The organism is Pseudomonas sp. MPB23 (assembly GCF_046605395.1).
Taxonomy (GTDB): Bacteria; Pseudomonadota; Gammaproteobacteria; order Pseudomonadales; family Pseudomonadaceae; genus Aquipseudomonas.
This window is the reverse complement of the sequence record NZ_CP176771.1, coordinates 5,337,501-5,359,905: the sequence shown is the minus strand read 5'-3', so window position 1 is coordinate 5,359,905 and position 22,405 is coordinate 5,337,501. Positions and strand designations below refer to the sequence as shown.

The following is a 22,405-nucleotide window of genomic DNA, read 5'->3' as shown; positions in this document are numbered from 1 at the left end:
ATTGGGTTTCAAGTCGAGAGGCGCGGTGTCAGCTCCAGTCGTGGATCGGCCAGCCGGCTTTTTCAGCGTGTTCGCGCAACACCGGATCGGGGTTCACCACCTGTGGGTAATCCACCTTCAGCAGCAACGGCAGGTCATTGCGCGAATCCGAATAGAAATACGCGCCGTCCAGCGATTCACCTTCACGCTCCAGCCACTCCAGCAGGCGTGTGATCTTGCCTTCGCGGTAGGTGAGAACACCGACGGTACGGCCGCTGTACACGCCATGGCCAACGTCCAGATCAATCCCAAGCACTTCGTCGATACCGATACGCGCCGCAATCGGCGTGACCAGGTGGGTACCCGAGGCGGAAATCACCAGGACCCGGTCACCATTGGCGCGGTGGCGGGCGATGGTCTTGGTGGCGTCGCTGTAGATCAGTGGTTCGATAAAATCCTCGACCCATGGCTCGACCAAGTGCTCGATTTCCTCCGGGGTGCGCCCGATCATGGGCTCCAGGCTGAAGTCCATGAACTCTTCCATGGCCAGCTTGCCCTGGCTGTAGGCGTCCATCAGTTCGTTGTTCCTGCGCATGAACGACTCCGGGTCGACCCAGCCCAGGCGGCCCATCTGCTCGCTCCACAGCGTGGCGCAGTCGCCGTGGATCAGGGTGTCGTCCAAATCAAAAATTACCAATGCCATCCGTTACGCTCTCTCAATGAATCACTGCCTGTCAGGCTACTTCACACAGCGCACTGGGGTCGATGGAAAGTGCCAGGCGCTGGCCGTCCGGGTGCAGATCGTCCGCCGAGCGGTTGAGCACATCCACCACCAATTCCACGCCGCGGGCTTCGATGCGGTAGCGAATCACGTTGCCCAGCAGGCTGTGGCTGCGCACCAGGGCGTCGAGTTCGCCACTGCGGCTCAGCTCGATAGCCTCCGGGCGAATCGCGATACGCCCGCTGATCGGCCGTTGCAACAGTTGGCTGGCCTTGTCGGCGTCCAGCAGGTTGTAGTTGCCGATGAAACCGGCCGCAAATACATCCACCGGCGCGGTGTAGAGGGTTTCGGCGTCGCCGCTCTGCACGATCTTGCCCTGGTTCATCAGGAAGATGCGATCGGACATGGTCAGGGCTTCTTCCTGGTCATGGGTCACGAAAATCGTGGTCAGCCCCAGTTCGCGCTGGATCTGGCGGATCTGTTCGCGCAGGTGCTTGCGAATCCGCGCATCCAGCGCCGACAACGGTTCATCCAGCAGCAACAGGCGTGGGCGGGTGACCAGGGAACGGGCCAGGGCGACGCGTTGGCACTGGCCGCCGGACATCTGGTGCGGGTAGCGGCCGGCGAGTTCCTTGAGTTCCACCAGTTGCAGCACCTCCTGCACGCGCTTGTGGCTGTCGTCGGCATTGACCTTTTGCATGCGCAGGCCGAACGCAACGTTCTGCTCCACGGTCATGTTGGGAAACAGCGCATAGCTCTGGAACACCATGCCGATATGGCGTTTCTGCGGGCTCAGGGGAACGATGTCCTGCCCATCGAGCAGGATTTTCCCACTGTCCACCGAGGTCAGGCCGGCGATGCAGCGCAGCAGGGTGGACTTGCCGCAACCCGACGGACCGAGCAGGGTGACGAACTCGCCCTTGGCGATTTCGCAGTTGATATCACTGAACACCGGCGTGCCGGCGTAGCCTTTTTGCAGGTGTTGGACGCTGACGAAGCTCATTGGCTTTTGTCCTTGTTCAAGATGTTGGCGGCCCAGGTCAGCACCAGCACAAAGAAGAAATAGGAAATGACCACGGCACTGGTGAAGTGGCCGCTGCTGTTGCGCATGTTGTTCAGGTACACCTGCAGGGTTTCGTAGCGGGTGCCCACCAGGATGTTGGCGAACACGAACTCGCCGAACAGGAACGAGAACGACAGCAGCAGTGCGACCATCAAGCCTTTGCGCAGGTTCGGCAGCACCACCAGGATCGCCGCCTGCCAGGTGCTGGCACCGAGCAGTTGCGAGGCATCCATCAGGTCACGCAGGTTGATGGCTTGCAGGTTGTTGGTGATCGCCCGGTACATGAACGGCAGCGCTACGGTGAAATAGCAGCCGATCAGAATCCACGGCGTGCCCACCATCGCAAAGGGCCCGGAACCATACAGTTGCAACAGGCCCACGGAGGACACGACCGGCGGCACCGCGAAGGGCAGCAGGATCAGGATGTTCATCAGGGCGTCAAGCTTGGGAAAGTGGTAATGCACCACGAACAGCAGCGGCAAAATCAACACCACCGACAGGATCAGCGCGCCCACGCACACCAGTAACGATTGCGCGAAGGCCATCAGGAAGCGCGGGTCGCTCCACAACTGCGCGTACCACTTGAACGTAAAACCGGCGGGCAGGATGGTCGCTGACCAACTGCTGGCGATGGAGTAGACAAAGGTACCGACCAGCGGCAGCACCAGGATCGCGAACAACAGGTACACCACGACCCGATGATAGAGGGAGGCCGGGCCGGCTTCAGCGCGAGACATGGTAGCTCCTCTTGAGCAGCAGTTGATGGACCACGGTGACCAGGGTCATCAGTGCCACCAGCACCACGGCCAGTGCGCTGGCCAGGTTCGGGTCGAGCGACACATCCCCCGACACCAGGCCGGCGATGCGGATCGGCAGCACGTTGAAGTTACCGGTGGTCAAGGCGTAGACCGTGGCGTAGGCCCCCAGGGCATTGGCCAACAGGATCACGAACGTACCCAGCAGCGCCGGTGTGAGTACCGGCAGGCCGATATGCCGCCAGAACTGCCAGCCATTAGCTCCCAGCAATGAAGCCGACTCGCGCCAGTCTTCGCGCAGGGCGTCGAAGGCCGGGTAGAGCAGCAGCACGCCGAGGGGAATCTGGAAGTAGGTATAGAGGATGATCAATCCGGTTTTGGAGTAGAGGTTGAAGTCCTCGATGATCCCCGCCTGCTTGAGCATGATGGTGATGCTGCCGTTGAACCCCAGCAGGATGATGAACGCGAACGCCAGGGGGACGCCGGCGAAGTTGCTGGTCATGTTGGCGAACGCGGTGACGAAATTGCGCAGCGGCGAATCCACCCGGCGCAGGGAGTAGCTGCCCAGGGTAGCGATGACGATGCCGAAAATGCTGGAGTAGAAGCTGATCTCCAGGCTGAGCTGGATGGCTTGCAGATAGAACTTCGAGCTGAAGATCCGCGTGAAGTTGTCCAGGCTCCAGCCGGCGTCTTCCGTTTGCACGCTGTTGATCAGGACCCATACCAACGGGGCGATCTCGAACACGATAAAGAACAATGCGAAAGGCACGAGGCAGAGCAGTGCCAGCCATTTGCTGCGGCTCAGGGTATTCACTTCAGCAGCTCCCGGCAGACAGGTTTGTCGTGGGGCACACCCAACAGTTCGCAAACGGTGCCGCAGAGGTCGGTCTGTTTCGGCGCGGCGTCGGCATTCAGGCTGAAGGCGTCGCCCAGTACGAACAGCGGTACTTCTCGCTCTTGGGGCAACAGGCCGTTGTGGGAGCGATCGTTGTTCATGCCATGGTCGGCAGTCACCAGCACCTGGTAGCCGGCATCGAGCCAGCCTTGCAGATAGTCGGCGAGGATGATGTCGGCCGAGCGTGCGCTGTTGCGGTATTGCGGGGTGTCGAGGCCGTGCTTGTGGCCGGCGTCGTCGATATTCATCGGGTGCACCACCAGAAAGTTCGGCGTGTGCTTGAGCCGCAGGCTCTCGGCGTCGGCGAACAGGTGGGAGTCCGGGTAGTGGTCATTCCAATAGAAATGCCCGTGCTGGATCGCCAGCGCCTTGTCGTCGGTGTGACGATCACGGGCGGCGAGAAAGGGCGTGCGGTTATACAACTCGCTGACCCAGTGGTAAGCCGCCGCTGCAGTGGTAAGCCCTGCGTCAGTGGCGTAATGGAAAATGCTGCGCTGGTTGGACAGGCGCGAGACGTTGTTGTGCACGATGCCGCTCTGGATCGGTGGCACGCCGGTGAGGATGCACTCATACAGCGGACGGGACAGGCTGGGCAGTTCACATTCCAGTTTGTAGAGGGCTGCGCGTCCTGCGCCTATATAGGCCTGCAAGTGCCCCATGGCGTGCTGGGCAACCTCGAAGTTCAGGCCGTCGAGCACGACAAGGATGACATTGTGCTTCATGGGGGCTGGAGCTCCGCAACAGATGGGCTTGGAACCTGATCTGTAGGCGCGGGCTTGTCTGCGATGGCGATGTATCAGCCAACATTAGATGTTGAATGTTCGAGCGCTATCGCCGGCAAGCCGGCTCCTACAATGACCGTGTCAGGCTTTGAGCCCGATTACTTCATTTCTACGATGACTTGCTCGTTCCACAGTTGTGGCAACTTCTTGGAGGTTTTTTCCCAGGCATCGGCGTCCTTGATCGGTTGCGGGTTGGCCTTGGTGTACTGCTCGCCCGGGATCAGGTTCTTGGCGATATCGGCCGGCAGTTTCAGGTCGGTTTCAGCACGGATCGGACGCGCATTGCCACGCGCCAGGTTGAGTTGGCCGGCATCGCTGAAGATATACTCACGAGTCAGCTTGGCGGCGTTCGGGTGCTTGGCGTATTTGTTGATGATGGTGGTGTAGCCGGATTTCACCGAGCCATCCGACGGGATCAGCACCACGTAGTCATCCGGGTTGGCCATCTTGGCTTTGTAGCTCAGGCCGTTGAAGTCCCAGACGATACCCACTTCGATTTCGCCTTTTTCCATGGTGGCGATGGTCGGGTTGGACAGGCCGAGTCGACCTTGCTGGGCGATCTTGGTGAAGAACTGCAGGCCGGGGGCGATGTTCTTCTCATTGCCTTTGTTGGCGATGGCTGCGGCAAGTACGGCGTTGGATGCCTGGGCCGCGGTGCTCACGTCACCCACGGAGACTTTGTATTTGCCGGTTAGCAAGTCAGCCCAACGGGTAGGGACTTCGGAGCCGTGCAGCAGTTTCTTGTTGACGATGAACGCGATGGTGCCGGTGTAGGCCAATGCCCAGTGACCGTCTTTGTCTTTCGCCCAATCCGGCACCTGGGCCCAGGTGGACGGTTTGTATGGCTGGGTGACTTTTTCCTTCACCGCGATCGGGCCGAAGGCTGCGCCCACGTCGCCGATATCGGCGCTGGCGTTGTCTTTCTCGGCTTTGAACTTGGCGATTTCCTGGGCCGAGCTCATGTCGGTGTCGATGTGCTTGAGGCCGTAGGTCTTGGCCAGGTCTTCCCAGGTGCCTTTCCAGTTGGCCCAGTCATCGGGCATGCCGACGCTGTTGACGGCGCCTTCCGCTTTCGCGGCGGCTTCAAGGGTTTTCAAATCGGTATCAGCGGCCATGGCGGCGCCGCACATGGCAATGGTCGAGCCTAACAGTGATGCCAGGAAAAGCTGTTTCATCCGAAGCTCCTATGGGCGTATTCAACGCGGCGTTTTTTTTCGACGGTGTTGTTGGTCTAGGTCAGAGCAATACCTGAGCCAATCTAGACGCGATGGATGACAGTTTCGTGTCGATGTCGTTTTTAAAGCATGAATGTCGCTTAGCGCAGGCTTAGCGTAGACCATGCTCAAGTGCCCGTAGAGTCTGGACTTGGCCGATGTATTGCAGGGTGTACTCAGGGGGCTCGACATGAGTTGTCATCTGTCGGTCATCTGTAATGCCTAGGCTGGCAGGCAACAGCAAAAGCCCAAATAGAGCGCGGTTTGTGCACCTGAACGGTGCTGGTCTAGTCCAGATAGGTAACGTTGATGCGTGATGAGGCAATCAAGGCGGTGACATCCATCGGCCTGGCACTGCAAGAGCAGATCGACCACGGCTTGTTGCCGCCTGCAAGCAAACTGCCCGCCGAGCGCAAGCTCAGCGAGTTGTTTGGTACCACTCGAATTACCGTGCGGGAAGCCTTGTTACAACTGGAAGCTCAAGGCCAGATTTATCGTGAGGAACGCCGTGGCTGGTTTGTCTCGCCGCCACGGCTGGCCTACAACCTGATGCAGCGCAGCCACTTTCACGCCATGGTCAGCGACCAGGGACGCGTGGCATCGACCGAAGTGATCTCTGCGCGGCTGCAACCGGCGTCGGCGGCGGTGTGTGCGTGGTTGCAGTTGCCGGCGTTGTCCAGTGTGATCCAGATCTGCCGGAGGCGGCGGATCGACGGGCGGCTGGTGTTGTATGTGGAGCACTACCTGAACCCGCAGTATTTCCCTGGAATATTGGCGTGCGATTTGAATCAGTCGATGACTGAGCTGTACGCCCGCAAGTACGACTTGCACTACGGGCGGGTGCGTTTCGAAATCGTGCCAACCTCACTGCCGGTGGAGGCCGCCGCTGCATTACGGGTGTCGGTGGGCAGCCCCGGCTTGCGTATTGCCAGGGTCAATTACGACCAGCACCAGCGCTTGATCGACTGCGACCTGGAGTTCTGGCGGCATGATGCGATTCATGTGGGCGTGGATGTGGTGTGAAGGTGCACGTCGGACAAGCTTCATGTGGCAAACCGTCCGCTGTGGCGAGCCCGCCCTTCATCGGAGGTGCTTTCAGTTTGGTGTGAGCGCTTTGATCACCTGATCCACATTGGTTTGCAGCTCTGTCACCGGTTCTGCGCCATCGACGTTCAGCACTAACAGTTGCGCACCGCCCGCCGCCACAGCGGTTTTCACCGCTTCACTCGGCTGGCGATGGTGCAGCACCACGGCCACCTGGTTGTCCTTCAGGTCGGCGCTGAGTTTCTGCAACGCTTCGGGCGTCCAGTCGGCGTCGGGCCGTGCGTCGGTGTTCAGCACTTCCAGGTTCAGGCTACTGATCAGATAGGCGAAGTGATCGCTCAAGCTGACTACGCTGAGGTTGTCCGCCTCGGCCAATCGCGCTTCGCTGTCCGCGGTGAGCTTGAGCAGGCGCTGTTTGAGGGCGGCGAGGTTGGCGTCGATCTTCGGCTTGGCGTTGGGCGCCAGGCGGCTCAGATCGGCGGCCATTACATCGGCCATGCGTCCCATATTGTTGCTCGATTGCCACGGCTGGCTGTTCAGGCCATCGGTCACGCCCGGTTGCACGGCGATCCCCGGCAAACCACCGTCCACCGGGCGGGCGGCGTCGACTTCGACGATGCGGATATTGCTGCGGCGTGCCACGGGGTAGAGCGGGTCATCGGCCCATAGCGAGCGCAGGCCGATGGCGGCGTCGGCATCCACTGCCAACTTGCTCAGGGCCGGTGCGCCACGTCCGGTGAAGTACGACACCTGTCGCGAACCGGGCAGGTTCGCCGGCGCGGCGCGTTGCAATTGCACATCGGTGCCCTTGAGCAGCACGTCGGCCAGCCCATAAGTGATGGGCAGAGAGGCCAGGACCGTGAGCGGCTTTTTCGTCTGGGTCAGGGCGGCATGGCCGAGACCATGGTTGGCCTTGAAGTCCGTGGTGTCGAACCCGTCGACGGCCAGCGCCGAAGCACTGATCAAGCAGGCGATGGTCAAGGCCAGCGGGCGAAGTAGAGGGCGCATTATCCAAGATTCCCTTTGAGGCTGGGTACAGTGCCGCGCGCGATGGCAGCAAGGGCGAAGGCGATACCGGCCACCAGGATGATCGCGGCGCCGGACGGAATAGGCAGGTCGAAGATGATCGGCAGCAGGATGCCGCACAGGGTGCTGAGGGTGGCGATCAGCACCGAGATCCAGAAGAAACCCTTGAGCGACTGGCTCAACAGGCGTGCCGCCGCAGCCGGGATCACCAGCAGCGCGCCCACCAGGATCGCGCCGATCACCTTGACCGCGGCCACGGTGATCAACGTCACCAGGATCACGAACAGATAATCCAGGGTCTTTACCGCCACGCCGCGCACCGCCGCCAGTTGCGGGTTGAAGCTGGCGAGCATGATGCGGTTGTACAACGGCAGCGCCAGGGCCATCACCAGCGAACCGACAATCGCCAGCACCAGCAGGTCGTTGCCGTTGACCGTCAACACCGAGCCGAACAGCACGTTCTCCAGGATATGCACGTTGATCTTGCCCGCCAGGATCAACAGCAGGCTTGCACCCAACGCCAGTGACACCGACAGGAACACGCCGATCAAGGTGTCCGGCGCGAGCCCCGTGCGGTTTCGCAGGTAGTTGAGCAGAATGCCGAACAACAGGCAGTAGCCGAACAAACTGCCATAGGGCCCGGTGTACGGTTCACCGAGCAGAATGCCCACGGCCACGCCGGTCAGTGCCGCATGGCCAACCGCTTCGGAGAAAAACGCAAAGCGCTTGACCACCACCAGCGTGCCCAGGCCGCCTAGTACCGGCCCGATCAGCAGGCCGGCGAGCAGGGCGTTGACCACAAAACCATAGGCCAGCGCCTCCGGCAGATAGCCGGAAGAGGCCCAGCCCTGGACCATCAGGCGAAACGCTTCATAACTCATTGCACCGGGCTCCGAGGGTGGGTGGAGAACAGGGTCAGCAGGCGGTCCGGGGTCAGTGCCTCTTTGGGCGTGGCGTCGAACAGCACGCGGCGGTTCAGCCCGGTGACGCGGTCGGCCAGGCGACCCACGGCTTCCAGGTCATGTTCGATCCACAGCACGGTGATCCCGGCCAGGCGCCAGTCGTTGAGCAAGCGTTCGAACACCTGGATGCCGGCTTCATCGAGGGCCGACATCGGTTCATCCAGCACCAGCAGTTGCGGCGCCGGGATCAGGCCCTGGGCCAGCAGCACACGCTGACGCTCACCACCGGACAGCGCGCCCATGCGCCGCTTGCGTTTGTCCTGCATGCCGACGCGTTCCAGGGCCTCGCCAATCGCGGCGGCGTAATGCCTGGACACACCGAGAAATGCCGGGCGCCGCTGGCACATGGCAGCCATGAAATCATCGACGGTCATCGGCAGGCCCCGGTCGAACTCCAGCGCCTGGGGCACATAACCGATAGTGCCGGGCGTGGCCGGCCACTGCAGGCTCAATCGACCCTGGTGCGGCGTTTGCCCCAGCAGCGTCTTGATCAGCGAGCTTTTGCCGCCGCCGTTCGGGCCGACCAGCGCATGGATGCTGCCCGGCTGGACCTGGAAGCTCACGCCATCGAGGATCATGGTGCGACCGAGGATCAGTGACACCTTGTCGAAGTCGAGCGTCGGGCCAACGCTGGCAACTCTCAATTGTTGCGCGGCCGTCATGTCCCCGACTCCTGAATCGCCCGCACCACGGTGTTGAGGTTGCCGGTCATTTCGACTTCGTACTTTTGCGCGCTGTATTCACCGTAGGAAATATGTGACAGCGGGTACAGCTTGACCCCGGATTCACGCTGGATGGTCTCGACGTAGGTGGACGGGAAATCCATCTCCGAGAAGATCACCTTCACGTCCAGCGCGCGCAGTTCATCGATGGTTTTTTTCAACTGGCTGGGGCTGGGCTCGATACCGTGGGCGGGCTCGACCACCGCCGTGACTTCCAGGCCGAATTCGCGCAGCAGGTAGTCGTAGGCCGCGTGCACGGTGGCGACGCGCAGGTCCGGGTTGGGGGCGCTGGTGAGCTTGGCCAGGGCGTCGGCGCGCATCTGGCGCAGGCGCTTGCCATAGACGCGGGCGTTCTGGGTGTAGGTCTTGGCGTTGTCCGGGTCGAGCTTGCCCAGTTCGCGGGCAATGTTGTTGACCTGGGCGATGGACGCGCTGATCGACAGGAACGTGTGCGGGTTCACCACCTTGCCCGCACCGCGCGCAGCATTACCGGTGGCGGCCAGCAACGGCACGTTGGCGTTGGCTTCGATCACCGGGATGTCCGGGCGCTCGCTGGTGGCGATCATGCGGTCGGCGAAATCGTCATGGCCGACGCCGTTGAGCACGATCACATCGAGGGTGCCGATGCGCTTGATGTCGTCGGCGCGTGGCTCGTAGGCATGGGGGTTGAAGCCGGCCGGAATCAGCGGCACCACCTCGGCCTTGTCGCCGACGATATTGGCCACGTAGCTGTAATAAGGGTGCAGGGTGATGCCGATGCGCAGGCGCTTGGTCGCGTCGGCGTGGGCAAGGGGGGCGAGCATCAGGCTGAACAGGCCAACCAGCAACAGGCGCAACAGGGGAGATGAAATAGACATGGGCAATCGGTCTTCTCGTTCAGTGACGGTGCTGGCGGGTGACGCCGGCATCGAATTGCGCGACCACCTGCTGCCAGCCGGCTGCGATCAGCGTCTGGTCAGTGAGGTCGGAGGGGGCGGCCAGGTCATTGCCGCGGTTGAGCCAGATATCCGGCTCTTCGCCCTGCACGCGCATCAGCAGCGAGCCGCTGGTGGCGGGCGTCTGGCTCAGGCCCAGGTACGCCGAAGGCGCGAGCAACTGCCAGCGATGGGCGCCACGGCTGACCGAGCTGGCGTCCTGGGCAAAGGGCGCAAAGCCTTCTTCGGCCAGTTGCTCAGGCGTCGGCAGGGCGTTTTGCTCCTGCTGCAGCACGTGGATTTCATCCAGGGTCACGCGCAGATCGGCATAGATGCCTTGTTCGGCGGCGCTGAGGTCGCGGCGGGCGTCCAATTGGTGGCTGGGCACGGCGGCAACGGTCTGCGACTCGCCGCGCAGCGTCACGACTGTGCCGGCCACTGCGAGGATGATCAGGCACAGAAGCAGGACGTAGAGGGTTTCGTGCCCGGCACCGGCGGGGCGTACAACCTGTGTCGTGGTCATTGAGGCTGGATATCCGCTTGGTCGATTTCCACCACGTGACCGGGGCCCGCATCGAACAGTACATAGAACTCGGCCGAGGGCTTCTTGAAGGTCACGGTCGAATCCTGGCCGAGCTTGCCGGGCACCAGGATGGTTTCGTCGTAGCCGATCACATCCAGGGTCACGCCGGGCGCACCGCTGCCGTCGGAGAAGCCGCCTTTGCACTGGATCTGGTCGCCGGGGATTTCCTGGCACTCGCACATCGGGTTGTGGGCCAGGGCAACGCTACTGAAACCGGCGCTCAGCAACAGTGCGACACAGGTTCGGGACAGGCGCATCAACGTCATGGTTTAACTCCTTGCTTGTTCAGCCAGGCAATGGTGGCAGGCGAAGCCTGACTCAGCGGGATGGAGCCCTGGTGCATCGTGCCGTCCCAGCCTTCCATGGTGATCCACAGTTCGGCGTCGACAGGTGTGCGTTCCGGCACGGGCAGGGTGGCGCCCATGCGGTAGGGCGTGCCAAAGAAGATCACCCCGGCGGCGCGCAGGCTGCGTGGTTTGCCGATACGCAGGTAGGTGGCCTTGACCTGGTCGGCGCAGGTGTCGCACAGGGCGGCGTTGAAGAACTTCATCGGGCCGGCCGCGTCCGGGCGCGGGCCTTCGTTGCGGAACTCGGCAAGCTTCAGGCGCCAGGGCCCGACCTGCACATCGCCCACCACCCGCTCGCCGATGCCGGTGTCTCCGCGAAACAGCGCGGCGTCGGCGAAGTATTTGGGCATGAACCCCAGTGGGATCAGCAACAGCAGCACATTGATATGGAATCGCCATTTCAGCCACAAGGTCCGCAGGGGCGAAGGCGGTGTTGCGCTAGCGACCTTGCTCATCGATTGGCCTCCGAGGTTTCAGCCTGCATGGCCGGGATGGACACGGGCTGCCGTTGCGTCTTGGCTTCGCGCTTGAGGGCGTTGAGGGTGGCCAGGGCCGTGCGTTTGGTCCAGATCAGCAGGCCGCTCAACACCATCATGCTCAGCACCAGGCCGAAGAACGCCCAGATCAGCTTGATCCAGATGCCGCCGAAGTCGCCGGTGTGCAGCGGGCGCATGGATTCGGTGACGAACTCCAGGGCGGTACGATCGGACAGTTGGTGCGAGACGGCGATTTCACCGTCATAGGGGTTCAGTTGCGCAGTCTGGAACATCAATGGGTACCAGCCCCGGCCGCCGATCTGCAGGTGGCTGTAGGCGTTGAGCGGCAGGAATACGAACGTGGCTTCCAACCCCGGTATGCGCTCGCCGGCAATCCTGATCGCCTCGTCGAGAGGGATCGTGGGGGCCGGCACGCCGGGCGCGGACATGGGTACCTTCTCGCGGGCGATGACCGGGACGATCGGCTCGCTGGAGATCGAAATCTGGTTATCGCCGAGGATCGCCTGGATCAGGAACCAGGTCCCGGTGATGGAGATCACCGCGATGAACCAGATCGACCAGATCCCGCTCAGGCGGTGGAAGTCACCCCAAAAGATCCGTGCCCCGTGGCGAATACGCAGGGTCGGCCGCAGGAAACCTTTCCAGAAGCGCTTGTAGACCACCAGCCCGGTGATCAAGGAGGCCAGTAGCGGCAAGCCGAGTGCCGATACCAGGTACCAGCCCCAACTGAAGCCGTTGGTGAATGGCACCAGCCACCAGCCGTGCAGGGCGCGGGTAAATTGCTTGAAGTCGAACGAGGGGCTGATGCCCTGGATCGCTCCGGTGTAAGGGTTCACGTAGACCTCCACCGAGCGGCCGTCGGGGTAGCTCAGGCCGACACTCAGCGCGAAGTGCGATTCGTCCGGACGAATGATGGACTTCACGATTACCTGCGGTTCTGCGCGCTTGATGGCGCTGATGACCTGATCGAAGCTCAGCGGTTGGGCATCGTCCGACGGCTTGCTCGCGCGGATATCCGGGTTGGCCAGCCATACGATTTCCTGGCTGACCACCGCCAGGGTGCCGGTGACGCAGACGATCAGTACAAAGAACCAAATGGGCAGCGCCAGCCAGCTATGGACGAGAAACCAGAGTTTGGAGCGTGACTTCTTCGACATGTGAATGAGGGGTCTTGATCGGAGAGGGGCAATGGGATGCCCGGAAAAGGCCGGTCGTAGCTTCTGCTGACGCGACAGGCTGTATCTAAGTTAAGACGGATGAGAATGAGAAATCCCTAAGCCGCAAATGAAAGAAAATGTTTCAGGTTCGCATTCGTGGTGCTTTCAGAGGCTCTGATACAACGTCGTTCAAATGGTGGGAGGGGGCTTGCTCCCGATTGCAGTGTGACAGTCGCCTTAGCGTTGACTGATCCACCGCCATCAGGAGCAAGCCCCCTCCCACACATTTCCCGTCTCGAGCAGGGGGGTATGTCCGCTTAGCCTTGCTTGAACATCGCCATGGCGCGTTGACGGATCTGTTCTTCGGTCAGGTCTTCCATGCGCGTGGCGAGGTACCAGAGGTGACCGAATGGATCCTTCACGCTTCCCGAACGGTCGCCATAGAAGCGGTCCTCCGGTTCGGACACCACGCTGGCGCCCGCGGCAACCGCTTGTTTGAACTGCGCGTCAACGTCGCTCACATACAGTTGCAAAGCGACGCTGGTGCGTTCAGCCGGACTACTCAGGGACATTTCATCGCAAGGCGTGCCCAGCATGATCATTGAGTCACCAATGCGCAGCTCGGCATGACCGACCCTGCCATCGGGCATGTCCAGGCGCATGGCTTGGGTAGCGCCAAAGGCTTTCTTGTAGAAATCGATGGCTTCAGCCGCTTCGTTGATCCCCAGATAAGGCGTGACGCTGTGATAACCCTCGGGAATAGGTTTAACGCTCATATCGTTCTCCTTGGTTGTGGTTATGGAGGGACGGCGTTTTCACTATAGGTCACGTCCGCAGAGGCTTGCGACCAGTCGACGAGGTATTTGCCTGGCGACGGTGTGCGGTAAAAATCAGGGGGTGGGCTCCAGCAACTGCGCCCCCGGCCCTTGCTCACCGAGCTGATCATCCTGATTACGCAGCGGGCAGGCGTCCAGCGACAAACACCCGCAGCCAATACAGCCATTGAGCTTGTCGCGCAGCATGATCAGCTTGTTGATGCGCTCATCCAGGTCTTCCCGCCACAGCGCCGACAAACGCTCCCAATCCTGAGCGTTGGGCGTGCGCCCCTCCGGCAACGTCTGCAACGCCTCGCCAATTGTCGCCAGCGCAATCCCCAGGCGCTGGGCGATCTTGATCACCACCACGCGCCGCAACACGTCCCGCGGATAACGTCGCTGGTTTCCGGCATTGCGATTGCTTTTGATCAGCCCCTTGGACTCGTAGAAGTGCAGGGCCGTAACCGCCACACCGCTGCGGGCAGCGAGTTGGCCGACGGTGAGTTCCTTGGTCACCATGAAAAACTCCAGTGAGGTGCTTGACCTTGACTTAACTAGAGGTTTTACCCTGCGTGGTATCGAATCGCAAGATTCTGCCTACATAGAAAGGGGAGTATTCATGCAGGTATCAGAGAAGAATCGCAGCTTCACTCAATTGATCGAATTTCAGATCGAGCCGCAGCAGCAAGTTGCTCTGGTGGCGGCCCTGTCCACCCAAAGCGAACGCCTGGCCCAACGCCACGCAGGCTTTATCAATGCGAGTGTGCAGGTCAGCGAAGATGGGCGGCGGGTGCTCAATTACCTGCAATGGCACTCCCGCGAGGACGGTGAGGCGGCGTTCAAATGCTTTGAGCACGGCGAGGAGGATTTCTGGACGCTGATCCGCGCCCATCAGGCCACGGCGGTGACCTTTGGTTCGTTCCAGGTGCTGCGCAGCTTCGAGCGCAGCCATGACAACGCGTTGCATTGCCGCCTAAATGGATAAGTGCAGCATGCGCTCGCCCTGCAGGTTCTCTCCGGGGCGGCGCTTGTTCACCGCCAGTTCGCCGATCTTGATCAGGCGCGTACGCGTGACGTTGCGGCTCAGGCCCAGCAGGTTGGCGGTGTGCACCTGGTTGTAATGACTGAAGCGGTAAGCGGCGCGTAATAACGCATCTTCGACTTTTTCATGCAGTGCGCCGGCCTGTTCTTCGAACAGTTTCTGAAAGGCCCGCTCCAGCAGGGCTTCGGCGCTGTTGTCGGTGCCGTGCGGGCTGTCGTCCTGACGCTCGATGCGCATGTTCGACAGGCGCAGGTCGTCGCGCTCGATCACGCCGTGACGGCAGATCAGCAGGGTGTGGTGAATCACGTTTTCCAGTTCGCGGATATTGCCCGGCCAACTGTAGCTCTTGAGCTTGTGTTCGGCTTCGCGGCTGATGGTGATCTGGCCGTAGCCCAGGCGCTGGCTGTAGGCTTCGATAAAGTGCCGGGTCAGCGGCAGGATATCGCCGGGACGCTCGCGCAGTGGGCTGAGCTCCAGGCTCACCACGTCGAGACGGTAGTAGAGGTCTTCGCGAAAATGCCCGGCGTTGATGGCTTTTTCCAGTTGCACGTTGGTCGCGGCCAGTACGCGCACATCAATTGGAATGCTCTTGCGCGAACCCAGGCGCACCACTTCGCGCTCCTGCAATACCCGCAGCAACTTGACCTGGATCGCCATCGGTAAATCACCGATTTCATCCAGGAACAGCGTGCCGCCGTCAGCCTCCTCGAACCAGCCGGCCTTGGCGCTGAGGGCGCCGGTGAACGCGCCTTTTTCGTGACCGAACAGCTCGGCTTCCACCAGGGATTCGGAGAACGCCCCGCAGTTCACCGCCACGAAGGGCCGGTTGCGCCGCGCGCTGAGGTTGTGGATATGCCGCGCCACCAGCTCTTTACCGGTACCGGTCTCGCCGATGATCAGCACGCTGGCTTCGCTGGGCGCCACTTGCTGGATGTGGTCGAGCAGCGCCTGGGATTTCGGGTCTTCGAAGACCTGGGCCGTGGCGCGGATCGAGGTCGCGAGGGCGGGCGAGGGCGGTAAGGTTAAAAGCTGCATAGGCACCTCTCTTAGGAATAGAACGTGGGAATCGGCAGGGATTGGTTCAACGCCCAATCCCCCAGTTCGTGGAGTTTGTAGTCCACCGGGTCGTGCAGGCTTTGTGTGCGCAGGTTGCGCCAATGGCGGTCCAGGCGCAGCGACGCGTGGGTGGAGCGCGCACCGGTGACTTCAAACAAGCGGCTGCACAGTTCCAGGCCCTGGCGGGTGGAGGCGACTTTGGCGGTGGCGATCGCGATAGCCAATTGGCCGCGTTCGTTCTCGCTGAGGCTGGGGCCTTTGGCCCACGCCTGGTCGAGCAACTCTGAGGCACGTTCCACCAGCAGGCGTACGCCTTCCAGGGCCACCCAGAACTCGCCGTAGTGATGCAGCACGTAAGGGTCCTGGCGCACGTCTTCAGCCGAGGATTTGTGCCATGAACGGGTCTCGGTCAGGGTGTAGTTGCGCGCTTCGTCGAAGGCGCCTTCGGCAATGCCGAGGAACATATGGGTGAACGTCAACTGGGCGATCAACGGGCGCAGGCAGGCGAAAGGCGTGCTCAGCGGGCCCGGGTCGAGTAGCAATTCCGATTCCTCGACGCGCACCCGCTCGAAGCTCGCGCTGCCGCTGTCGGTCTGGCGTTGGCCGATGTTGTTCCAGTCGTTGTGCAAGGTGATGCCGCTGCGGCCGCTGGGAATCGCCGCGATCAGCAGCTTGCCGCCGGCGCTTTCATCCACGGCCGATGCGATCAGCATTTCCGAGTCGCTGGCGCCGGAGCAGAAGCTCTTCTTGCCGGAGAATTCGCGCCAGCCGCTGAAGTCCTTGACCACGGTGCGTGTGTCCAGCGGGTTGAGGGCGTTGCCCCAGAACCAGTTTTTGCGCGCGGTCTGCTCGAACCAGGGTTGCCATTGGTCCGGCCGCGAAAACAGCCGCACCGTGGCGAGCATCAGGTGGTGGAAGCCGAAGACGTGGGCGATGGAACTGTCGACCTTGGCGAATTCGCGCACGATACCCAGGGTCTCGCTCCAGCGCGCGCCGAGGCCGCCGTACTGGGTGGGAATGCTCAGGGCCAGCAGGCCGCTCTGGCGCAGGGCGTCACGTTCGGTCTTGGGGGTACCGCCGCGCTCGTCACGTTCGACGGCGGTGAGGGCAAATTCGGCGGCCAGCAGTCTGGCGGTCTGCAAAGGCGACGGTAGGACACTGTGGGGTTTGGCTGTCACGGGGTTTCCTCTTTATAGGCAGGAACGGCCAGGGCCATTCCCGCCGCTGCGCCGATCAGGACTTGGCGGGCAGTACATCGTTGGCAATCATTTCGCCGAACGGGCCGGTGAGGTTGGTGACGCCGCGTCCGGCCAGGCTGGCGTAGGGTTCCGGCAGCAGTGGGAACACCAGTTCGGCAAAGCGATACGCTTCTTCCAGGTGCGGGTAGCCGGAGAAGATGAAGCTCTCGATGCCCAGGTCCGCATATTCCTTGATGCGCTCGGCGACTTGCTGCGGGTTGCCCACCAGCGCCGTGCCGGCACCGCCGCGCACCAGGCCGACGCCGGCCCACAGGTTGGGGGCGATTTCCAGGTTGTCACGGCGCCCGTCGTGCAGGGCGGCCATGCGGCGCTGGCCTTCGGAGTCAAAGCGCGAGAAGGATTTTTGCGCGGCTGCGATGGTTTCGTCGCTGATGTGCTCGATCAGTTTGTCGGCGGCTTTCCAGGCGTCTTCTTCGGTTTCGCGCACGATCACATGCAGGCGAATACCGAACTTCACGGTGCGCCCGTGACGCGCTGCGCGTTCGCGGACATCCGCGAGTTTTTCCGCGACGGCGGCGGGCGGCTCGCCCCAGGTCAGGTACACGTCCACCTGTTCGGCGGCAAGGTCGTGGGCGGCGTTGGAGGAACCACCGAAGTACAGCGGCGGGTAAGGTTTTTGCACCGGTGGGTACAGCGCCTTGGCGTTCTGTACGCGCAGGTGTTTGCCTTCAAAGTCCACCGATTCACCCTGCAACACGCGGCGCCAGATGCGCAGGAACTCGTCGGAGACTTCGTAGCGTTCGCTGTGGTCGAGGAAGCTGCCGTCGCCACGGTTTTCGTCGGGGTCGCCGCCGGTGACCACGTTGATCAGCAAGCGGCCGTTGGACAGGCGGTCCAGGGTGGCAGCCATGCGTGCGGACACGGTGGGCGAAATGATGCCTGGGCGAATTGCCACCAGATAGCGCAGGCGCTCGGTCAGTGGTACCAGTGCCGAGGCGATGACCCAGGAGTCTTCGCACGAGCGTCCGGTTGGAATCAGCACGCCGTAGTAACCCAGGCTGTCAGCCGCTTGGGCGACTTGCTTCAGGTAATTGAGGGTGACCGGCCGAGCACCTTGAGTGGTGCCCAGATAATGACCGTCGCCGTGAGTCGGCAGAAACCAGAAAACATCCATGACAAATCCTTAAGCGATTTTCAGCAGAGAAGGGGAGTGCGCCGCGAACAACGGCGCGGCGCGTTCTGCCGCCAGTTGAATACGGGCTTTTAGCAATTCACTGGTGATTTGATAGTCGGTGAAGTCGGCCTCGGTGGCGTACACACCGATTGGTAGCGTCAGGGCCTGGAAGAAACTGAACAGAGGGCGTAATTGATGATCCAGGACGAGCGCGTGGCGTTCGCTGCCGCCAGTGGCCGCGAGCAAGACCGGGGTGTTGATCAAGGCGTTGAGGTCGACCAGGTCGAACAGGTGCTTGAGCAGACCCGGATAGGAACCTCGATAGACCGGCGCGGCGACGATCAGCAGGTCGGCCTGTTCGATGGCCAACAGTTGGTTTTCGACTTCGGCCGGCAGTTCATCGCGGGACAACGCACCGCCCAAAGGCCGGGCAATGTCGCCCAGTTCGATCAGGGTGGCCTGGATCGGCAGCAAAGTGGCCAGCTCAGCCAGCACGGCCTGTGTGAGCACGAGGGTGCGGGACGGGCGCCAGGTACCGCCGGAGAGGGCTACGACATTCAGGGGACGGGTCATGAACAGTTCCTTTTTCAACAGTGGTTCATAGCAGGTGTGGTGCAGCGGGTTGAGCAAGAGCTGTACCAACGGCTGCAGGCCTTGAACGGCGTGGTCTGCGGGTTCTCTGCTGAAGAATGCTGCTGTTGTCTGACTGGTGATTTGTTGAATGGCTGTTGCCAGGACAACAGTTGCGTGGCGAACAGTACCGGTCAGATGAGGAGTCATTTATAGAGGGTTACATTTATTCCGTAAATGAACGTATTTCCATATTTATAGATCTTAAAAGAATATGAAGGATCGCCATCGCACGTGCTGCGTCAGGTGATAGCAACTATCACGGACGATGATTTTTAACTGCGTTAGGGCGGGAGTAGCCTGTGTCCATTGATTTGAAACCTACTTTCCAGAGCCTGCGCCATGAACCGATTTCTCGCTGTGTCCCTTCTGTTTGTCACCGCAGTCCTTGCTGGTTGTGCGACCAGTCCTTCGCCCGAATTGCGCCCGTACACAGCGGAAGAAACCAAAGAGTTGGCCTTGGAGGCGCTGAGCCGTCGCGGACTGTCGTTTGATGAATATCAACAGCAACGTGCGGCACTGACCGGCCAGCCACAGAAACAGTTTGGTTTTGATCACCAGGGTGAAATGAATGCCGAGCACAGCGTGGCACTGAAAGATCGTCCCAGTTGAATCCGCTTCCCGCAGCCAAACGCCCGAGGATTCCCCCAAGGAACCTCGGGCTTTTTGTTTTCCATGGTGCGACTTCAGCCTGTTAAGCTGAATTTCAGGAGCGTTCCTACGCACATTTGCATAAAGTGGTCCTTCTTTAATGGCACTCGATCCGGTAAACCTGACGACCTCTGTTCCGGTTGATGCCCCTGAGACGCTGCTCTCGGGAACCTGCTCTGCGAGTCTTAATTGTCATGAATAAACGTCCGCTGTATTTCGACTACGCCGCCACCACCCCGGTGGATGAGCGAGTCATTCAGGTAATGGTCGAGTGCCTGGGCTTCAATGCCAATTTCGGTAACCCCGCATCCAGCTCCCACGCATTCGGCCAAGCGGCCCGGCAAACGGTCGAACAGGCGCGTCGGCAGGTGGCCGAACTGGTCGGTGCCCAGCCTGAGCAGATCGTCTGGACCTCCGGCGCCACCGAGTCCAACAACCTCGCCATCAAGGGCGTGACCCAGGCGCGGGGCGTGGCGGGTGGGCACATCATTACCAGCCAGATCGAACACAAGGCCACGCTGGACACCGCACGGCAGTTGCAGGAAGCCGGCATAGCGGTGACCTTCCTGGTGCCGGACGCAGACGGCTTGATCACTGCCGACGCCGTAAGTGAAGCATTGCGTGAGGACACGTTCCTGATTTCGCTGATGCTGGTGAATAACGAGTTGGGCACGCTGAACGACATCCCGGCCATCGGCGCACGCGTACGTGAACACGGTGCCTTATTGCATGTGGACGCGGCGCAAGGGGCGGGCAAGGTGGCAATCGACCTGGCGCAATGGCCGGTGGATTTGATGTCGTTTTCCGCCCATAAGCTGTACGGACCCAAAGGCATCGGCGCGTTATATGTGGGGCCTCGGGCGCAGCAGAAGGTGCTGGCGCAGATTCACGGCGGCGGCCACGAAGGTGGCTTGCGCTCCGGCACCCTGGCCACCCACCAGATCGCTGGCATGGGCGCGGCGTTTGCCCTGGCCGGCGAGTCCTTCGCCGAAGAGACGGCCACGATCGTGGCCTTGCGTCAGCGCTTGCTCGATCAATTGGAAGCAGTTGCTGGCGTGCGCCTCAATGGCAGCCCGACCCAACGTATTCCCCATACCCTCAGCCTTACGTTTGGCGAGGGCGAATTCAATTCCGCCGCCCTGAGTGCGGGCATCGCGTTTTCCGCGACATCGGCGTGCAACTCGGCCAGTAATGCGCCGTCCCATGTGCTTCTGGCGCTGGGGCATGACGCACACAGCGCCAGCCGAACCATTCGCTTGAGCCTGGGCCGTTTTACCTCCGAGCAGGATATCGATCAGGCGGTGCAACTGATCAAAGCCATGCTCGCCAGTGCGCCGGCGTTTTGGGCCGTCTGATTTACATAACAATTATTCGTGGTTAGCAGGAGACACAATGAGTACGCAGCCTTTGACCCATGGAACGGTACCCCAGCGCTTGGCGCATACCCGTGAATTGATGAGCCGCGAGGGTATCCATGCTCTGTTGGTGCCTTCGGCCGACCCGCATTTGTCCGAGTACTTGCCAGGTTACTGGCAGGGCCGCCAATGGCTGTCGGGGTTTCATGGTTCGGTGGGGACGCTGATTGTCACTGGCGATTTCGCCGGTGTGTGGGCGGATAGTCGTTACTGGGAACAGGCGACCAAGGAACTCAAAGGCAGCGGCATCGAGCTGGTGAAACTGCAGCCAGGCCAACCAGGCCCCCTGGAGTGGCTGGCCGAGCAAACACCCGAAGGCGCTGTGGTGGCGGTGGACGGCGCGGTCATGGCGGTCGCCTCGGCGCGGACCTTGGGCGGCAAACTGGCCGAGCGCGGTGCGCGGCTGCGCACCGATATCGACTTGCTGAGCGAAGTCTGGCAAGACCGCCCTGCATTGCCGAACCAGCCTATCTATCAACACCTTCCGCCGCAGGCCACGGTCAGCCGTGGCGAGAAACTTGCGGCCCTGCGTGCCAGTTTGAAAGAGAAGGGCGCCGATTGGCACTTCATCGCCACCCTGGATGACATCGCCTGGCTGTTCAACCTGCGCGGCGGTGACGTTTCGTTCAACCCGGTGTTTGTGTCTTTTACATTGATCAATCAACAACAGGCCACCTTGTTTGTGGCTCTGAGTAAGGTCGATGCCGAGCTGCGGGCTGTGCTGGAGCAGGATGGCGTGACACTGCGCGATTACCGTGAAGTGGCGGACGCGCTACGTGCCGTGCCGGCAGGCGCCAGCTTGCAGGTCGACCCGGCGCGCGTGACTGCGGGGTTGCTGGAAAACCTCGATGCCGGCGTCAAGCTGATCGAAGGGTTGAACCCGACCACGCTGGCCAAGTCCCGCAAGAGCCTGGCCGACGCGGAACACATCCGCCAAGCCATGGAACAGGACGGCGCGGCGTTGTGCGAATTCTTCGCCTGGCTTGACCGCGCGCTGGGGCGCGAACGTATCACCGAACTGACCATCGACGAACACCTGACTGCTGCGCGTACCCGGCGCCCGGGGTATGTGTCGCTGAGTTTCAACACCATCGCCGCGTTTAACGCCAATGGTGCGATGCCGCATTACCATGCGACCGAAGAAGAGCACGCCTTGATCGAAGGTGATGGCTTGCTGTTGATCGATTCGGGAGGCCAGTATCTGGGCGGCACCACGGATATCACGCGCATGGTGCCTATCGGTACGCCAAGCGAAGAACAGAAACGTGATTGCACCCGGGTGCTGAAGGGCGTGATTGCCTTGTCCCGTGCACAGTTCCCCAAGGGCATTCTGTCGCCACTGCTGGATTCGATTGCGCGCGCGCCGATCTGGGCTGCGGGTGTGGACTACGGCCACGGTACCGGGCACGGCGTAGGGTATTTCCTCAATGTGCACGAAGGTCCGCAAGTCATCGCCTACCAGGCTGCTGCGGCACCGCAAACGGCGATGCAGCCGGGCATGATCACGTCCATTGAGCCGGGCACTTACCGTCCGGGGCGTTGGGGGGTGCGAATCGAGAACCTGGTATTGAACCGTGAAGCGGGCAAGACCGAGTTTGGTGAGTTCCTCAAGTTTGAAACCCTGACCTTGTGCCCGATTGACACCCGTTGCCTGGAGCCGTCCCTGCTGACGGCAGATGAGCGCGAGTGGTTCAACGACTACCACGCCGAGGTGCGTGAGCGTTTGAGCCCTTTGCTCAATGGCGCGGGGCTTGAGTGGTTG

25 protein-coding genes (1 of these 25 running past the window's edge) are annotated in these 22,405 nt (G+C 61.4%); 5 read left to right on the top strand and 20 right to left on the bottom strand.

Annotated elements, in window-relative coordinates:
• Positions 1 to 28 precede the first annotated feature (28 nt).
• The 6 genes from ACLH0J_RS24140 to ACLH0J_RS24115 form a co-directional block, all read right to left on the bottom strand.
• Positions 29 to 682 carry an HAD family hydrolase gene (locus ACLH0J_RS24140; protein WP_411389364.1) on the bottom strand — a complete coding sequence of 218 codons (654 nt, stop codon included), beginning with the start codon at positions 680 to 682 and terminating at the stop codon, positions 29 to 31.
• A gap of 31 nt (positions 683 to 713) precedes the next feature.
• On the bottom strand, positions 714 to 1,703 hold the full coding sequence (locus ACLH0J_RS24135) for an ABC transporter ATP-binding protein (RefSeq protein WP_010565203.1): 990 nt from the start codon (positions 1,701 to 1,703) through the stop codon (positions 714 to 716).
• Positions 1,700 to 2,500, bottom strand: a complete 801-nt coding sequence (locus ACLH0J_RS24130; protein WP_411389363.1) for an ABC transporter permease — start codon at positions 2,498 to 2,500, stop codon at positions 1,700 to 1,702. Before ACLH0J_RS24130 ends, ACLH0J_RS24135 begins: the two co-directional genes overlap by 4 nt.
• A complete protein-coding gene (locus ACLH0J_RS24125; protein ID WP_411389362.1) occupies positions 2,487 to 3,332 on the bottom strand; it encodes an ABC transporter permease in 846 nt (281 codons plus the stop codon). The genes ACLH0J_RS24130 and ACLH0J_RS24125 overlap by 14 nt, the downstream gene beginning before the upstream one ends.
• Positions 3,329 to 4,135, bottom strand: a complete 807-nt coding sequence (locus tag ACLH0J_RS24120; RefSeq protein ID WP_411389361.1) for an alkaline phosphatase family protein — start codon at positions 4,133 to 4,135, stop codon at positions 3,329 to 3,331. Before ACLH0J_RS24120 ends, ACLH0J_RS24125 begins: the two co-directional genes overlap by 4 nt.
• 158 nt (positions 4,136 to 4,293) lie before the next feature.
• Positions 4,294 to 5,370, bottom strand: coding sequence for an ABC transporter substrate-binding protein (locus tag ACLH0J_RS24115; protein ID WP_411389360.1), 1,077 nt, complete (start codon positions 5,368 to 5,370; stop codon positions 4,294 to 4,296).
• Positions 5,371 to 5,718: 348 nt separating this feature from the next.
• Between ACLH0J_RS24115 and ACLH0J_RS24110 the strand changes: the two genes are divergently transcribed.
• Entirely contained in the window at positions 5,719 to 6,432 is a 714-nt protein-coding gene (locus tag ACLH0J_RS24110) for a UTRA domain-containing protein (RefSeq protein ID WP_010565208.1), read from the top strand.
• 72 nt (positions 6,433 to 6,504) lie between these two features.
• Here the strand turns inward: ACLH0J_RS24110 and ACLH0J_RS24105 are convergent, their stop codons facing one another.
• The 10 genes from ACLH0J_RS24105 to soxR all read right to left on the bottom strand — a co-directional run bounded on the left by ACLH0J_RS24105 (position 6,505) and on the right by soxR (position 13,995).
• Complete coding sequence (locus tag ACLH0J_RS24105; protein ID WP_411389359.1) at positions 6,505 to 7,461, bottom strand: metal ABC transporter substrate-binding protein; 957 nt, start codon at positions 7,459 to 7,461, stop codon at positions 6,505 to 6,507.
• Positions 7,461 to 8,360, bottom strand: a complete 900-nt coding sequence (locus ACLH0J_RS24100; RefSeq protein WP_411389358.1) for a metal ABC transporter permease — start codon at positions 8,358 to 8,360, stop codon at positions 7,461 to 7,463. Before ACLH0J_RS24100 ends, ACLH0J_RS24105 begins: the two co-directional genes overlap by 1 nt.
• On the bottom strand, positions 8,357 to 9,103 hold the full coding sequence (locus ACLH0J_RS24095) for a metal ABC transporter ATP-binding protein (RefSeq protein WP_411389357.1): 747 nt from the start codon (positions 9,101 to 9,103) through the stop codon (positions 8,357 to 8,359). The genes ACLH0J_RS24100 and ACLH0J_RS24095 overlap by 4 nt, the downstream gene beginning before the upstream one ends.
• The gene (locus tag ACLH0J_RS24090) at positions 9,100 to 10,020 is read right to left on the bottom strand and encodes a metal ABC transporter substrate-binding protein (RefSeq protein WP_411389356.1); all 921 of its coding nucleotides are present in this window, start codon (positions 10,018 to 10,020) and stop codon (positions 9,100 to 9,102) included. Before ACLH0J_RS24090 ends, ACLH0J_RS24095 begins: the two co-directional genes overlap by 4 nt.
• Positions 10,021 to 10,039: 19 nt before the next feature.
• The gene (locus ACLH0J_RS24085; protein WP_411389355.1) at positions 10,040 to 10,600 is read right to left on the bottom strand and encodes a DUF6162 family protein; all 561 of its coding nucleotides are present in this window, start codon (positions 10,598 to 10,600) and stop codon (positions 10,040 to 10,042) included.
• A complete protein-coding gene (locus ACLH0J_RS24080; RefSeq protein WP_411389354.1) occupies positions 10,597 to 10,926 on the bottom strand; it encodes a hypothetical protein in 330 nt (109 codons plus the stop codon). Before ACLH0J_RS24080 ends, ACLH0J_RS24085 begins: the two co-directional genes overlap by 4 nt.
• Positions 10,923 to 11,462, bottom strand: coding sequence for a thiamine pyrophosphate-binding protein (locus ACLH0J_RS24075; protein WP_411389353.1), 540 nt, complete (start codon positions 11,460 to 11,462; stop codon positions 10,923 to 10,925). Before ACLH0J_RS24075 ends, ACLH0J_RS24080 begins: the two co-directional genes overlap by 4 nt.
• Entirely contained in the window at positions 11,459 to 12,661 is a 1,203-nt protein-coding gene (locus ACLH0J_RS24070) for a PepSY-associated TM helix domain-containing protein (RefSeq protein ID WP_411389352.1), read from the bottom strand. The genes ACLH0J_RS24075 and ACLH0J_RS24070 overlap by 4 nt, the downstream gene beginning before the upstream one ends.
• A 317-nt stretch (positions 12,662 to 12,978) precedes the next feature.
• The gene (locus ACLH0J_RS24065; RefSeq protein ID WP_411389351.1) at positions 12,979 to 13,437 is read right to left on the bottom strand and encodes a VOC family protein; all 459 of its coding nucleotides are present in this window, start codon (positions 13,435 to 13,437) and stop codon (positions 12,979 to 12,981) included.
• A 114-nt stretch (positions 13,438 to 13,551) separates the two neighbouring features.
• The gene (gene soxR / locus ACLH0J_RS24060; protein WP_010568004.1) at positions 13,552 to 13,995 is read right to left on the bottom strand and encodes a redox-sensitive transcriptional activator SoxR; all 444 of its coding nucleotides are present in this window, start codon (positions 13,993 to 13,995) and stop codon (positions 13,552 to 13,554) included.
• Positions 13,996 to 14,095: 100 nt separating this feature from the next.
• Between soxR and ACLH0J_RS24055 the strand changes: the two genes are divergently transcribed.
• Positions 14,096 to 14,461 carry an antibiotic biosynthesis monooxygenase gene (locus ACLH0J_RS24055; RefSeq protein WP_411389350.1) on the top strand — a complete coding sequence of 122 codons (366 nt, stop codon included), beginning with the start codon at positions 14,096 to 14,098 and terminating at the stop codon, positions 14,459 to 14,461.
• Here ACLH0J_RS24055 and ACLH0J_RS24050 read toward each other — a convergent pair.
• The 4 genes from ACLH0J_RS24050 to msuE are packed head-to-tail and all read right to left on the bottom strand — an operon-like array spanning position 14,450 to position 18,520.
• Positions 14,450 to 15,553, bottom strand: coding sequence for a sigma-54 interaction domain-containing protein (locus ACLH0J_RS24050; protein WP_411389349.1), 1,104 nt, complete (start codon positions 15,551 to 15,553; stop codon positions 14,450 to 14,452). The genes ACLH0J_RS24055 and ACLH0J_RS24050 overlap by 12 nt on opposite strands.
• A gap of 11 nt (positions 15,554 to 15,564) precedes the next feature.
• The gene (locus ACLH0J_RS24045) at positions 15,565 to 16,752 is read right to left on the bottom strand and encodes an acyl-CoA dehydrogenase family protein (protein ID WP_411389348.1); all 1,188 of its coding nucleotides are present in this window, start codon (positions 16,750 to 16,752) and stop codon (positions 15,565 to 15,567) included.
• Between the two features lie 55 nt (positions 16,753 to 16,807).
• Complete coding sequence (gene ssuD, locus ACLH0J_RS24040; protein WP_411389347.1) at positions 16,808 to 17,947, bottom strand: FMNH2-dependent alkanesulfonate monooxygenase; 1,140 nt, start codon at positions 17,945 to 17,947, stop codon at positions 16,808 to 16,810.
• Positions 17,948 to 17,956: 9 nt separating this feature from the next.
• Positions 17,957 to 18,520: an FMN reductase gene (msuE, locus tag ACLH0J_RS24035; protein ID WP_411389346.1), complete on the bottom strand. Its 564-nt coding sequence runs from the start codon at positions 18,518 to 18,520 to the stop codon at positions 17,957 to 17,959.
• Positions 18,521 to 18,919: 399 nt separating this feature from the next.
• Here msuE and ACLH0J_RS24030 point away from each other — a divergent pair, with 399 nt between their 5' ends.
• The 3 genes from ACLH0J_RS24030 to ACLH0J_RS24020 form a co-directional block, all read left to right on the top strand.
• A complete protein-coding gene (locus tag ACLH0J_RS24030) occupies positions 18,920 to 19,189 on the top strand; it encodes a hypothetical protein (protein ID WP_411389345.1) in 270 nt (89 codons plus the stop codon).
• A gap of 233 nt (positions 19,190 to 19,422) precedes the next feature.
• Positions 19,423 to 20,583: a cysteine desulfurase family protein gene (locus ACLH0J_RS24025; RefSeq protein WP_411389344.1), complete on the top strand. Its 1,161-nt coding sequence runs from the start codon at positions 19,423 to 19,425 to the stop codon at positions 20,581 to 20,583.
• 37 nt (positions 20,584 to 20,620) lie between these two features.
• Positions 20,621 to 22,405: the 5' portion of an aminopeptidase P family protein gene (locus ACLH0J_RS24020; protein ID WP_411389343.1), read on the top strand. 24 nt of this gene lie beyond the right edge of the window; 1,785 of the gene's 1,809 nt are visible here — the first part of the coding sequence; it begins with the start codon at positions 20,621 to 20,623; its stop codon lies beyond the right edge, outside the window.